Raw genomic sequence first — 12,845 nt, forward strand, 5'->3', positions numbered from 1 at the left:
GTCACTTGCCCTTGCGGCGTCTGAGCAACAGTTTCGGCAGGCCCGCCGGCACCGGTCTGCGAGTGGTCGCCGGAGTCGGCACCGGGCGTTGCGCCAGGTCGCCGTCCGGCAGCGGCGCCACCGGCCCCGTCGGCACCAGGCGGAGCACCCGGCACTCCCGGGCCCAGCGGGCCGGCATCCGTTCCCCGTCGGGGGCGTTCAGCCGCTTGCCCTTCAGCTCGGCGACGGCCGCCTCCCACTCCGGCGAGCCGGACGGCAGCTCGGACACGGTCGCCGTGAACGTCACCAGCCGGCCGCCCTTGTCCTTGCTGCGCACGCTCACCTCGGCGGAGCCCCCGTCGGCGAGCCCCTCCAGCGGCTGCTCACCGGGCCCGTCACCGACCACGCACACCGCACCCTCGTGCCACACGTGCCACAGCGCCCGCGCGGCGGGGGTCCCGGCGCCCCTGACCCAGATCAGGCCGGACTTCTTCGCGGCCTCCTCGATGAGGGCCCGGTCGAGCAGCTCGCTTGTCATGCGTCCCAGCCTAACCAGGCCGTACCGGCCCGCTCACAGCCAGCCGTTGCGCTTCAGCGTGCGGTGGATGCCCAGGCAGAGCGCGGCGGTGATGCCCATGATCACCGGGTAGCCGTACCTCCAGTGCAGCTCGGGCATGTACTGGAAGTTCATGCCGTACACCCCGCACACCATCGTCGGTACGGCGATGATGGCCGCCCACGCCGTGATCTTGCGCATGTCCTCGTTCTGCGCGACGGACGCCTGCGCGAGGTTGGCCTGGAGGATGGAGTTGAGCAGTTCGTCGAAGCCCAGCACCTGCTCCTGGACCCGGGCGAGGTGGTCGGCGACGTCCCGGAAGTACTTCTGGATGTCCGGGTCGATCAGCCGCATCGGCCGCTCGCTCAGCAGCTGCATCGGCCGCAGCAGCGGCGCCACCGCCCGCTTGAACTCCAGCACCTCACGCTTGAGTTGGTAGATCCGTGCGGAGTCCACGCCGCGCGAGACGCCGCCCCGGCGGCCGGGTGAGAAGACCTCGGTCTCCACCTCGTCGATGTCGTCCTGGACCGCGTCGGCGACCGCGATGTAGCCGTCCACGACGTGGTCGGCGATGGCGTGCAGCACGGCCGAGGGGCCCTTGGCGAGCAGCTCCGGGTCGTCCTGGAGGCGGTGCCGCAGGGCGCGCAGCGAACCCTGGCCGCCGTGCCGGACGGTGATGAAGAAGTCCCGGCCGGTGAAGCACATCACCTCGCCGGTCTCCACGACCTCGCTGTTGGCGGTGAGCCGGTCGTGCTCGACGTAGTGGATGGTCTTGAAGACGGTGAACAGCGAGTCGTCGTACCGCTCCAGCTTCGGCCGCTGGTGCGCCTGCACGGCGTCCTCGACGGCCAGCGGGTGCAGCCCGAACTCGCCCGCGATACCGGCGAATTCCGCCTCGGTGGGCTCGTGCAGCCCGATCCAGACGAACCCGCCGTCGCGGCGCACCAGCCGCATGGCCTCGTGCGGGCTGAGCGGCCCCGGGCTCTGCACGCGGGCGCCGTCGCGGTAGACGGCGCAGTCGACGACGGCCGAGGGCGTGCCGGGGGCGCGCGTGGCGTCGTACGACGTGCTGGTGTCCTTGCGCAGCGAGACACGGGACGACGGGCGGACCACGGCGCGCAGGTCGCGGATCATCGACATGGGCAGGCTCCTTCGCGGGCGGGCAGCGAGGGCACGCGGCGACGGGTGGAACTACCCGGAATGGGGACGTCCTGTGTGCGTGTGTTTGGCACGTCCACAAAGCGGGGAGCACCGCACCGTCACGGTGGCGACTTCGCTGCTGACGCAGAACTGATTCAGGTCAGACAGATCAGGCAAAGCGAAACGAAGTGCTCTTCCGAACGACGGAGCGCGAGGGAAGGCGGCGGCCAGCCGGTAACTACATCAGCAGCCGGAAGAGCGAGTGGTACTGCACGGTCGACTTCGATCCATGACAGCCCCACCTCCTCCGGCCGGTCCCTCGTAAGGGAGTCTCTCGGCGTCGGGACCCGATAGCACGCTTCGGCGTGCTGGCCCCGAACCACCGGCTCAGAGTACCAGCCGCCCGTACTGTCAAGGCGCCGCTTTGCCCGCTGCTGACGAGTTCTATGCTCAGCGCATGGCTGATGTTCTTCCTCTGGTCGAGGCCCGGTTGACCACCGCGCTGGGCGAGCCGGACGCCCGCGCCGCGGTCACCTTCCTCGGCACGGACCGCATCGAGGTGCTCCGCTTCCAGGAGGGGGACGTCGTCCGGTACGCCACCCTCGGCATGTCCCAGCACCCGATGGCGGACCCCACGGCGGTGCTCGCCGACCCGGTCAAGGGTCCCCGTGCCGAGCTCGTCCTGTCGGTCCGCGCGGGCCTCGCCGACACCGACAAGGTGCTCCGCCCGCTCGCCGTGCTGGCCGCGACTCCGCAGGTGGAGGGCCTGGTGGTGACCCCGGGTGCCTCACTCGACGTGGGGGAGCCGCTGTGGCCCGGCGCCCCCTTCACCTCGGTGCTGGTGGGCGAACCCGGCGGGCTGGTGGAGGACCTGGAGCTGGACGCGCCGATGGACCCGGTGCGCTTCCTGCCGCTGCTGCCGATGACGCCGAACGAGGCCGCCTGGAAGCGGGTGCACGGCGCCCAGGCCCTCCAGGAGCGCTGGCTCGGGCACGGGACGGACCTGAGGGACCCCGCCCGCCGATCCGCCCCGCTGGACTGACACGGCACCGGCCGTGAGTGACCCATCTCACCAACACAAGGCCGGATCCGGTCAGTTGGCGAAGACGCCGACCCCGTCCTCGGTCGCGTGCCCGGGTTCCAGTTCCTCGGCGTCGTGGACCAGGGCCTTACGCCGTACGACGACCACGAGCGCGCCCAGCACGGCCGTGACGGCCGCGACCACGAACGGGACGTGGATGTCGGTCCACTCCTCGATCTTCGGCGCGAAGTAGGGCGCCGCCGCGGCGGCGAACCAGCGGACGAAGTTGTAGCCCGCGCTCGCCACCGGGCGCGGGGCGTCCGACACCCCGAGGGCCAGCTCGGTGTAGACGGTGTTGTTCACGCCGATGAAGGCACCGGACAGGATCGTGCAGACGACGGCCGCGGTGTGACCGCCGTAGCCGAGCACGAGCACGTCCGCCGCCAGCAGCATCAGCGAGCCGCCGAGCACCTTCAGCGAGCCGAACCGCGCTTGCAGGCGGGGGGCGACGATCACCGAGAAGACGGCGAGCAGCAGACCCCAGGCGAAGAAGACCGCGCCCGAGCGGTACGGCGTCATGTTCAGCACGAACGGCGTGAAGGCCAGCACGGTGAAGAACGTGTAGTTGTAGAAGAACGCCGAGACCGCCGCCGAGGCCAGGCCGCCGTGACCGAGCGCCTTGAGCGGGTCCAGGACCGAGGTCTTCCGTGCCGGCTTCGGCTGCTCCTTCAGGAACGCCGTGATGCACAGGAAGCCGACCGCCATCAGCGTGGCCGTGCCGAAGAAGGGGTAGCGCCAGCTCACGTTGCCGAGGACGGCGCCGAGCAGCGGGCCGCAGGCCATGCCGAGGCCTAGCGCGGACTCGTAGAGCAGGATCGCCGCCGCGCTGCCCCCGGCCGCCGCGCCGACGATGACCGCGAGGGCGGTGGAGACGAAGAGCGCGTTGCCGAGCCCCCAGCCGGCCCGGAACCCGACGAGCTGGCCGACCGAGCCGGAGGTGCCGGCCAGGCCCGCGAAGACGACCACGAGGGCGAGACCGAGCAGCAGGGTCTTGCGGCCGCCGATGCGGCTGGAGACGAAGCCGGTCAGCAGCATGGCGACGGCGGTGATCAGGAAGTACGAGGTGAAGAGCAGGGACACCTGGCTGGCGGTGGCGTGCAGGCCCTGCGCGATCGACGGCAGGATCGGGTCGACTAGGCCGATGCCCATGAAGGCGACGACGGAGGCGCCGGCCGTGGCCCAGACCGCCTTGGGCTGTCGCAGGATGCCGCCGGCTCCCGCGTCGAAGGGGTCCATGTGCTTCTCCCGTCCTCACATAGATGGTTGGGTTATGCACATAGTAAGTTAGCGCAGCTAATTAATGCAAGATGCATCTATCGTGGGCGTGGGGCATCGGGGCGGCACTTCGGTCCGGACGGGTGATCGTCCTTGACGTGGGCGTGCTGGGGTAGGACCGTGGAGCCCTATGAGGGGCGAACCCAGTTGCCCGAGGTGCGGTGGCCGGGTCAGGGCTCCCGGACTCTTCGCCGATGCGTGGCAGTGCGATGTGCACGGCACGGTGTATCCGCTGCAGCCCGTGATCCCGCCCAGCGTCGAGGCGCTCAACGTCGTCGTCCACCGCACTCAGGTGCCGGTGTGGATGCCGTGGCCGCTGCCGGTCGGCTGGCTGTTCACGGGTGTGGGGTACGCCGGTGACGACCGCAGCGGCGGCCGGGCGACCGCGGTGGCCTGCTCCGGCCCCGGACCGCTCGGCGGGCCGGGCGAGCTGATCCTGATCGCCGAGGAGCTGGGCGTCGGCCTCGGCGCGCACTACGCCGGCATCGACGGCCCGGATCCGGGGTCGTACATGAACGTGGAGAAGCCGCCGGAGGCCAAGGTGCTGGCCGCGGGCCGGCCCACCCCGCTCTGGCACGTCTACCGCACCCCCGACGACCGCGCCGTCTTCGCCGGCGAGGCGCTCGGGATGTGGCTGTGGGCGGTGATGTGGCCCGAACAGTCCGGTCTGCTGATGTACGACGAGCTGGTGCTGACCGACTTGCGGGAGGCGGGGGCGGAGCTGGACCTGGTGCCCTGCGGAGCGTTGTCGCCGCGCTTGCTCCGGCCGTAGCGCCCATGGGGGTGCCGGGTTCTGTCCGTTCGCGGCTGCGGGTGCGTCGTGGCTTGTCGCGCAGTTCCCCGCGCCCCTAGGGGGTTGCGGTAGGGGGCGCTCACCGGTTGCGGGTGTGACAGTGGGGCTCGGAAACACCGCTATCCTTAGGTGTCCCCTTGCTTCCGTCCGTGTCCTGGAGTTGTCGTGCGTATTGATCTGCACTGTCACTCCACCGCTTCCGACGGCACGGACACGCCCGCTGAGCTGGTGCGGAACGCCGCCGCCGCAGGCCTGGACGTCGTCGCGCTGACCGATCACGACACCACGCGGGGGTACGCCGAGGCGATCGGTGCGTTGCCCGAGGGGCTGACGCTGGTCACCGGGGCGGAGCTGTCCTGCCGGGTCGACGGCGTCTCGATGCACCTGCTGGCCTACCTGTTCGACCCCGAGGAGCCCGCTCTGCTCGCCGAGCGCGAGCTGGTCCGGGACGACCGGGTGCCGCGGGCCAAGGGCATGGTCGCAAAGCTGAACGCGCTGGGCGTGCCGGTCACCTGGGAGCAGGTCGAGCGGATCGCCGCCGGTGGCTCGGTGGGGCGCCCGCACGTCGCCTCGGCGCTGGTCGAGCTGGGTGTCGTACCGACGGTGAGCGACGCGTTCACCGAGGAGTGGCTGGCCGACGGCGGGCGTGCCTTCGTGGAGAAGCACGAGACCGACCCCTTCGAGGCGATCCGGCTGGTCAAGGCCGCGGGCGGGGTCTGCGTGTTCGCGCATCCGGCCGCCGCCAAGCGTGGCCGTACCGTGCCGGAGTCCCGGATCGCGGAGATGGCCGAGGCCGGCCTGGACGGCATCGAGGTCGACCACATGGACCACGACGCCGAGGCCCGGGACCGCCTGCGGGGCCTGGCGAAGGAGCTGGGGCTGCTCGTCACGGGCTCGTCGGACTACCACGGCAGCCGCAAGACCGTGGCGCTGGGCGCGTACACGACCGACCCCGAGGTGTACGGGGAGATCACCCGGCGGGCGACGGGCGCGTTCCCGGTGCCGGGGACCGGCGGAGCCTGAGGCCCCGAAGGGCCTCCCCGCCGTACCGCTTCACACCCGCGGTCCGTACTGCCTCATGCCCGCGGTCCGTACCGCCTCACGCCCTTAGTTCCTCTTCCCGCAAGGCCTGTACTTCCCCCATGTTCGACATCGCCGTCTTCGGCTCCCTGTTCCTGACCCTTTTCGTCATCATGGATCCCCCCGGGATCACCCCGATCTTCCTCGCCCTGACCGCCGGGCGGCCGGCCAAGGTGCAGCGGCGGATGGCCTTCCAGGCCGTCTGCGTGGCGGGCGGGGTCATCGCCGTCTTCGGTGTCCTGGGCCACCAGATCCTGAACTACCTGCACGTCTCCGTGCCCGCCCTGATGATCGCGGGTGGGCTGCTGCTCCTGCTGATCGCGCTGGACCTGCTGACGGGCAAGACCGACGAGCCGAAGCAGACCAAGGACGTGAACGTGGCGCTCGTACCGCTGGGCATGCCGCTGCTGGCGGGGCCCGGGGCGATCGTGTCCGTGATCCTCGCCGTCCAGAAGGCGGACAGCCTGACCACGCAGCTCTCGGTGTGGTCCGCGATCCTCGCGATCCACGTGGTGCTGTGGCTGGTGATGCGTTACTCGCTGCTGATCATCCGGGTCATCAAGGACGGCGGTGTGGTCCTGGTGACGCGGCTCGCGGGCATGATGCTCTCCGCGATCGCCGTCCAGCAGATCATCAACGGGGTCACTCAGGTGATCCGGGGGAGCTGAGCCGTCTGCGGCTCGGCTCCCCCGGAAAGCTTGAGTGGCGGAGGCCCGCGCGCGGGCTACGAGGCCGGGGTGTCGGCCGGGCGGATCCACAGGCGCTGTCCGATGGCGGCGGCCTGCTGCACGATCCGGTTGACGGAGGCGGCGTCCACGACGGTGCTGTCCACGGCGGTGCCGTCGACCTCGTCGAGTCGCATGATTTCGAAGCGCATGGGCTTCTCCCTTCGTCTGGTCATCCTCCTGCGGAGAACTACTTGGTGTGACCTCTGGTGTATCCAGCGTCGTACGTAGTCAACGCGCCGGTTGTTACGAACATTCCCTACGCTAAAGAAATTTTTCGAACAACTAATTACCGACCGGTAAGCGACATGCTCACGACGGGAGAGGGACCCGCTGGGACCGGTTGTGTTCGCACTGTGACCACCGGGACAATGGAGCTGATGAACGACGACCTGGCCGCCCTCGGCGCCCGTATCGACCGCACGAACGAGCTGCTGGAACGCATGCTCGCCGAGGTGGCCAAGACGCCCTCGACCCATGCGATCTTCGTCGACGCGGGCTACCTGTACGCGGCCGCCGGTCGGCTGGTCGCCGGGACCGAGGACCGCCGCGCCTTCGACCTGGACGCCGAGGGCCTGATCGACGCCTTCATCGACAGGGCGCGCACCATCTTCGCGGACAGCCGGCTGCTGCGCGTCTACTGGTACGACGGCGCCCGGCGCCGCATCCACACCGCCGAGCAGCAGGTCATCGCCGAACTGCCCGACGTCAAGGTGCGCCTCGGCAACCTCAACGCCAACAACCAGCAGAAGGGCGTCGACTCGCTGATCCGGACCGACCTGGAGTCACTGGCGCGGCACCGCGCGATCAGCGACGCGGCCCTCCTCGGCGGCGACGAGGACCTGGTCTCGGCGGTGGAGGCGGCACAGGGCTACGGCGCCCGCGTCCACCTCTGGGGCATCGAGGCGCCCGAAGGGCGCAACCAGGCCGAGCCGTTGCTCTGGGAGGTCGACAGCCAGCGCACCTTCGACCTGGAGTTCTTCAAGCCGTACGTCTCCCGGCGCACGGCCGCCGCGTTCGAGGCCGTCGGCGGTGCCCGCCCCAGCCGTGAGGACGTGCGTTTCGTCGGCGCCCAGATCGCGGCGAGATGGCTCGCCTCCCGGGGCCGCGAAGCGCTGGTCGAACTGTTCCCCGGCCATCCCTACCTGCCCGGCTCCGTCGACCAGGACCTGCTGGTCGAGGCCGAGGAACTGCTCCAGTACTCCCTGCGCGGCCAGGCGGACCTGCGGCGGGCGCTCAGGGACGGGTTCTGGGAGCATCTTCAGTCGCAGTACTAGGCGTTCGTCCTACCGCCGGGTGCCCGGGGCGTCGTCCCAGAAGTCCGCGAGCGCGCGGGCCGTCTCCAGCGGGCGGTCGGTGTTGGGGGAGTGCTCGGCGCCCTCGACGACCGTCCGGCGCGCCCTCAGCCGTACCGCCATGTCGTCGAGCAGCGGCAGCGGCCAGGTGTCGTCCCGTGCACCCGACAGCACGTGGAACGGCAGCGGTACGGCCGCCAGTTCGGCGACCCGGTCCGGTTCCGTGCACAACTGGCGTCCGGTGGCGAGGAGTTGGGCGGGCTTGGTGCCCAGCCAGCGGCGCCGCAGGTCGTCCCGGTCGTCCAGGCCCGCGTCGAGCGCCGGCGTCTCCGTCTCCTCCGGCGGCTCCATCGCCTGGATCGTCTCCCACACCTCCGCCATGCTCAGCACCATGAGCGCGTCCCGCAGCAGTTTCACGCGCTCCTGCTGGGGCGTCGAGATCTGCGCCGGACCCGAGGCCATCAGGGTGAACGACAGGAAGGGGGTGTGGTCGAGCAGTACGGCCGCGCGCGCGATCTGGCCGCCGAGGGAGTGGCCCAGCAGATGCACCGGACCGCCGATCGCCTCCACCTGCGCGAGCACGTCCCGCGCCAACTCCTCCTGCGCGTAGGCGGACTCGTCCGTCGCCGGGCCGTCCGACTCGAACTGGCCCCGCCCGTCCACGGCGACGGTCCGGTACCCGCGTTCGGCGAGCGGCGCGTGCAGCGGATTGAAGTCCTCCTTGCTGCCGGTGAACCCCGGCAGCAGCAGTGCCACGCCCTTCGGTTCGGCACCGACGGCCACGGGTGCGTCGACCACGGCGAATTCACCGCGCGCCGTCCGGAGGGAGTACGCGCGGGCGCCGGGGGGCGGGACGAAGGTGGGGGGCCTGCTCATGGGGAGAGGTTATCGGGAGGGAGCGGGGGCGGCCGTTCGGGAGGGGCGGGTGACGCGGTGCGGGGTGACGCGGGAGGTGGGGTGGTGGCGCTGGACGGGGCGGTGGCGCGGGGGCGGGCGCGAGGTGCGGGGGCGGGCGCGAAGTGCCTCCTAAAACACCGGTGGCCGGGTTCACTGTCGTGAACCCGGCCACCGGACCGGCACTTACGCTGCCGCTGTGCCGCCTACGCGGCGCACGGTCAGGCCTCCGGAGCCTCCACGGCCGCCGTGGCCTTACGGGTCCGGCGCGGCTTGGGCGTCGTCTCGGCGCCCTCACCGGCCGCCTCGGCAGCGGACGCCGCGGTCTTGCGGGTCCGGCGCCGCGGCTTGACCTCCGGCTCCTCGGTGGCCTGCGCCGGAATCTCCGGAGCAGCCGCCTCGGCAACGGCCTTACGGGTCCGTCGCGCCTTCGGAGCGGCGACCGCTTCCCCGTCGACCGCGTCCACGGTGGCGACGGTCTTGCGCGTGCGGCGCGGCTTGGCCTCGGCCTCGGCCGTCTCCGGCTCGGCTGCGGCAGCCTTGTGGGTGCGGCGCGGCTTGGCCTCGGTGTCCTCGGCGGTGTCCACGGCGGCCTCGGCGGCAGCCGCGGTCTTCCGCGTGCGACGCGGCTTGGCCTCTCGGGTGCCGTGGCGGCCGTCTTGCGGGTGCGGCGCGGCTTCGCCTCCGTGCCTTCGGCGGTGTCCACGGCGGCCTCGGCGGCAGCCGCGGTCTTCCGGGTCCGGCGCGGCTTGGCCTCGGCCTCAGGGGCGTCGGGCGTGGCCGGCTCCGCTGCCTTGCGGGTGCGGCGGGGCTTCGCCTCCGTGGCCTCGGCCGTCTCCGGCGCGGCCGTGGTGGCCTTGCGGGTGCGGCGCGGCTTGGCCTCGGTGGCTTCGGCGGTGTCCACGGCGGCCTCGGCGGCAGCCGCGGTCTTCCGGGTCCGGCGCGGCTTGGCCTCCGCGGCCTCGGCCGTGTCCAGGGCCGACTCCGCCGGGCCGGTGGGCTCGGCCGCCTTGCGGGTGCGGCGACGGGGCTTGGTCTCCGCGGCCGGGGCCGCCTCGGAGACGGGCTCCGACACCGGGCTGTCCGCGGCCACGGGCTCGGCCACCGGGGCCTTGTCCACGGTCGGTTCGGTCACCGGGGACTCGGCCTGAGCCGGGGCCGCAGCGGACTCGGTCACCGGGGACTCGGTCGCGGCCGACCTGCGGGTGCGGCGGCGGCGCGGCTTCTCCGGGGTGTCGAGGGCAGCGGGGCCCTCGGCCGTGGTCACCGTCTCGACGGCGGCCTCGGGGGCCGTCGTCGGCGTGGCGGCGGCCGTCACCGGCTCCGCCGACGCTCCGCCGCGCGTACGGCGACGGCGGCGCGGGGTGCGGGTCTCGGCCTGCGTCTCCTCCGTACCGGAGGTCCGCGTGGCCTCGGCGGCCGGCGCGGCCGGAGAGGCGTCCAGCGGGGTGCCACCGCGCGTGCGGCGACGGCGACGCGGCGTACGGGCCGGGCGCTCACGCTCGGCAGGGGCCGACTCGGCACGGCCACCGCGGCCACCACGGCCCCGCGCGCCCCGTCCGCCGGTCTCGCCCAGGTCCTCCAGCTCCTCCGCGTCCAGACCGGCACGGATCCGCTCCGAGCGCGGCAGGGTGCCCTTCGTGCCCTCGGGGATGCCGAGGTCGGAGAACAGGTGCGGGGAGCTCGAGTACGTCTCCACGGGGTCGTTGAAGTCCAGCTCCAGCGCCTTGTTGATCAGCTGCCAGCGCGGGATGTCGTCCCAGTCGACGAACGTGATCGCCGTACCCTTGGCGCCCGCGCGGCCGGTCCGGCCGACCCGGTGCAGGTACGTCTTCTCGTCCTCGGGGGACTGGTAGTTGATGACGTGGGTGACGCCCTCGACGTCGATGCCGCGCGCGGCGACGTCGGTGCAGACGAGGACGTCGACCTTGCCGTTGCGGAAGGCCCGCAGGGCCTGCTCGCGGGCGCCCTGGCCGAGGTCGCCGTGGACCGCGCCGGCGGCGAAGCCGCGGTTCTGCAGCTGCTCGGCGATGTCGGCGGCCGTGCGCTTCGTACGGCAGAAGATCATCGCCAGCCCACGGCCCTCGGCCTGCAGGATGCGGGCGACCATCTCGGGCTTGTCCATGTTGTGCGCGCGGTAGACGAACTGCTTGATGTTCGCGACCGTCACGCCCTCGTCGTCCGGCGCCGTGGCGCGGATGTGGACGGGCTGCGACATGTAGCGGCGCGCGAGGCCGATGACCGCGCCCGGCATGGTCGCCGAGAACAGCATGGTCTGGCGCTTGGCCGGAATCATGTTGATGATCTTCTCGACGTCGGGCAGGAAGCCCAGGTCGAGCATCTCGTCGGCCTCGTCGAGGACCAGACTCTTGATGTGGTTCAGGTTCAGCTTCTTCTGGCCCGCGAGGTCGAGCAGACGGCCCGGGGTGCCGACGACCACGTCGACGCCCTTCTTCAGGGCTTCCACCTGGGGCTCGTAGGCCCGGCCGCCGTAGATCGCCAGGACGCGCACGTTACGGACCTTGCCGGCCGTCAGCAGGTCGTTGGTGACCTGGGTGCACAGCTCGCGCGTGGGGACGACGACGAGCGCCTGCGGGGCGTCCGTGAGGGCCTCGGGGGCGGCGCGTCCGGCCTCGACGTCGGCGGGGACGGTGACGCGCTCGAGGAGCGGCAGACCGAAGCCCAGCGTCTTGCCGGTGCCGGTCTTGGCCTGGCCGATGACATCCGTGCCGGAGAGGGCGACGGGGAGTGTCATCTCCTGGATGGGGAAGGGGGTGGTGATGCCGACGGCCTCCAGGGCCTCGGCGGTCTCGGGGAGGATTCCGAGTTCTCGAAACGTCGTAGTCAGGGTGCTGCCTCTTCTGTGTGCGCGGTGCGAGGCGAGCGAGCGGGGGTCATGTCTGACCGTGCCGGGGACGTCGGCTGCCGTACGGACGAACCACTCGGGCAAGCCGTATGACACGGGACCTCTGCCGACGCTCTAGCGCTCGTACCGCTGAGGGGTCCCTCCTGCCGTCGTACGATCATTGCCGTACGGCCTTGGAGGGCTGTCGGGTCGGAGCCGATCGGGCCACCGACCGGGCATCCTCATGCGTGCGGCCTGTCGTGACACGTCGAGCATCGTCGACGCACTCTGGCAGGCGCATTACCACCATACCCCGGAATCGCGCACATGCGATGGCCGATTTGGTCACGTAGTCGTGGTCACACTCGTTGACCAGGGCTTGAGCGGAGCGTCGAGCGGACTATTGTGCGCCTCATGACTAGCTCTGACAAGCCTGAGAACGCGTCCGCCGAACCCGCCGAACCGACCGGTGTCGCCGCCCAGGACTGGGCGCAGGCGTCCGCCGACCCGCAGTACCGCGCCGCGGTCGTGGATCTGCTCGGCGCGCTCGCGTACGGGGAGCTGGCGGCGTTCGAGCGGCTCGCGGAGGACGCCAAGCTGGCGCCGACCCTCGCGGACAAGGCGGAGCTGGCGAAGATGGCCTCGGCCGAGTTCCACCACTTCGAACGGCTGCGGGACCGGCTGACCGAGATCGGCGAGGAGCCCACGGCCGCGATGGACCCGTTCGTCGCCGCGCTCGACGGCTTCCACCGGCAGACCGCGCCATCGGACTGGCTGGAGGGCCTGGTCAAGGCGTACGTCGGCGACTCGATCGCGAGCGACTTCTACCGGGAGGTCGCGGCCCGGCTCGACTCCGACACGCGCGAGCTGGTGCTCGCCGTCCTGGACGACACCGGGCACGCCGGGTTCGCGGTGGAGAAGGTGCGGGCCGCCATCGACGCCGACCCGCGCGTGGGCGGCCGGCTGGCGCTGTGGGCGCGGCGGCTGATGGGGGAGGCGCTGTCGCAGTCCCAGCGGGTGGTGGCCGACCGGGACGCGCTGTCCACGATGCTCGTGGGCGGGGTGGCCGACGGGTTCGACCTCGCCGAGGTCGGCAGGATGTTCTCGCGGATCACCGAGGCCCACACGAAGCGGATGGCCGCGCTGGGCCTGGCGGCGTAGCGCTCCGTGGGGGCGGGCCTG

11 protein-coding genes and 1 pseudogene are annotated in these 12,845 nt (G+C 71.7%); 6 read left to right on the forward strand and 6 right to left on the reverse strand.

Annotated elements, in window-relative coordinates:
* Window position 1: 1 nt before the first annotated feature.
* Window positions 2–517, reverse strand: a complete 516-nt coding sequence (locus OO52_RS35245; protein WP_030649742.1) for a hypothetical protein — start codon at window positions 515–517, stop codon at window positions 2–4.
* 33 nt (window positions 518–550) lie between these two features.
* Window positions 551–1,675, reverse strand: a complete 1,125-nt coding sequence (locus OO52_RS35250; RefSeq protein ID WP_030649739.1) for a magnesium and cobalt transport protein CorA — start codon at window positions 1,673–1,675, stop codon at window positions 551–553.
* Window positions 1,676–2,132: 457 nt separating this feature from the next.
* Here OO52_RS35250 and OO52_RS35255 point away from each other — a divergent pair, with 457 nt between their 5' ends.
* Complete coding sequence (locus OO52_RS35255; protein ID WP_030649737.1) at window positions 2,133–2,717, forward strand: suppressor of fused domain protein; 585 nt, start codon at window positions 2,133–2,135, stop codon at window positions 2,715–2,717.
* A 51-nt stretch (window positions 2,718–2,768) separates the two neighbouring features.
* On the opposite strand, the gene OO52_RS35260 is transcribed toward OO52_RS35255, so the two are convergent.
* Window positions 2,769–3,992: an MFS transporter gene (locus OO52_RS35260; protein ID WP_030649727.1), complete on the reverse strand. Its 1,224-nt coding sequence runs from the start codon at window positions 3,990–3,992 to the stop codon at window positions 2,769–2,771.
* A 169-nt stretch (window positions 3,993–4,161) separates the two neighbouring features.
* Here OO52_RS35260 and OO52_RS35265 point away from each other — a divergent pair, with 169 nt between their 5' ends.
* From OO52_RS35265 to OO52_RS35275, 3 genes are all read left to right on the forward strand, one after another.
* Window positions 4,162–4,803, forward strand: a complete 642-nt coding sequence (locus OO52_RS35265; RefSeq protein ID WP_030649725.1) for a DUF6758 family protein — start codon at window positions 4,162–4,164, stop codon at window positions 4,801–4,803.
* A gap of 186 nt (window positions 4,804–4,989) precedes the next feature.
* A complete protein-coding gene (locus OO52_RS35270; RefSeq protein ID WP_030649722.1) occupies window positions 4,990–5,847 on the forward strand; it encodes a PHP domain-containing protein in 858 nt (285 codons plus the stop codon).
* Window positions 5,848–5,966: 119 nt separating this feature from the next.
* Window positions 5,967–6,572 carry a MarC family protein gene (locus tag OO52_RS35275; RefSeq protein ID WP_030649717.1) on the forward strand — a complete coding sequence of 202 codons (606 nt, stop codon included), beginning with the start codon at window positions 5,967–5,969 and terminating at the stop codon, window positions 6,570–6,572.
* A 56-nt stretch (window positions 6,573–6,628) separates the two neighbouring features.
* Here OO52_RS35275 and OO52_RS51740 read toward each other — a convergent pair whose 3' ends face one another.
* Entirely contained in the window at window positions 6,629–6,781 is a 153-nt protein-coding gene (locus OO52_RS51740; protein WP_107054713.1) for a hypothetical protein, read from the reverse strand.
* 228 nt (window positions 6,782–7,009) lie between these two features.
* Here OO52_RS51740 and OO52_RS35280 point away from each other — a divergent pair, with 228 nt between their 5' ends.
* Window positions 7,010–7,906 carry an NYN domain-containing protein gene (locus OO52_RS35280; RefSeq protein WP_037629895.1) on the forward strand — a complete coding sequence of 299 codons (897 nt, stop codon included), beginning with the start codon at window positions 7,010–7,012 and terminating at the stop codon, window positions 7,904–7,906.
* A gap of 9 nt (window positions 7,907–7,915) precedes the next feature.
* Here the strand turns inward: OO52_RS35280 and OO52_RS35285 are convergent, their stop codons facing one another.
* Both OO52_RS35285 and OO52_RS35290 read right to left on the reverse strand, forming a co-directional pair.
* Window positions 7,916–8,800 carry an alpha/beta fold hydrolase gene (locus OO52_RS35285; RefSeq protein ID WP_030649712.1) on the reverse strand — a complete coding sequence of 295 codons (885 nt, stop codon included), beginning with the start codon at window positions 8,798–8,800 and terminating at the stop codon, window positions 7,916–7,918.
* A gap of 239 nt (window positions 8,801–9,039) precedes the next feature.
* Window positions 9,040–11,573, reverse strand: a pseudogene (locus OO52_RS35290) (DEAD/DEAH box helicase).
* A 504-nt stretch (window positions 11,574–12,077) separates the two neighbouring features.
* Here OO52_RS35290 and OO52_RS35295 point away from each other — a divergent pair.
* Complete coding sequence (locus OO52_RS35295; RefSeq protein WP_231406414.1) at window positions 12,078–12,824, forward strand: ferritin-like fold-containing protein; 747 nt, start codon at window positions 12,078–12,080, stop codon at window positions 12,822–12,824.
* Window positions 12,825–12,845: the final 21 nt, after the last annotated feature.

The sequence above is a fragment of the Streptomyces flaveolus genome (genome assembly GCF_000716535.1).
Classification (GTDB): Bacteria; Actinomycetota; Actinomycetes; order Streptomycetales; family Streptomycetaceae; genus Streptomyces; species Streptomyces flaveolus_A.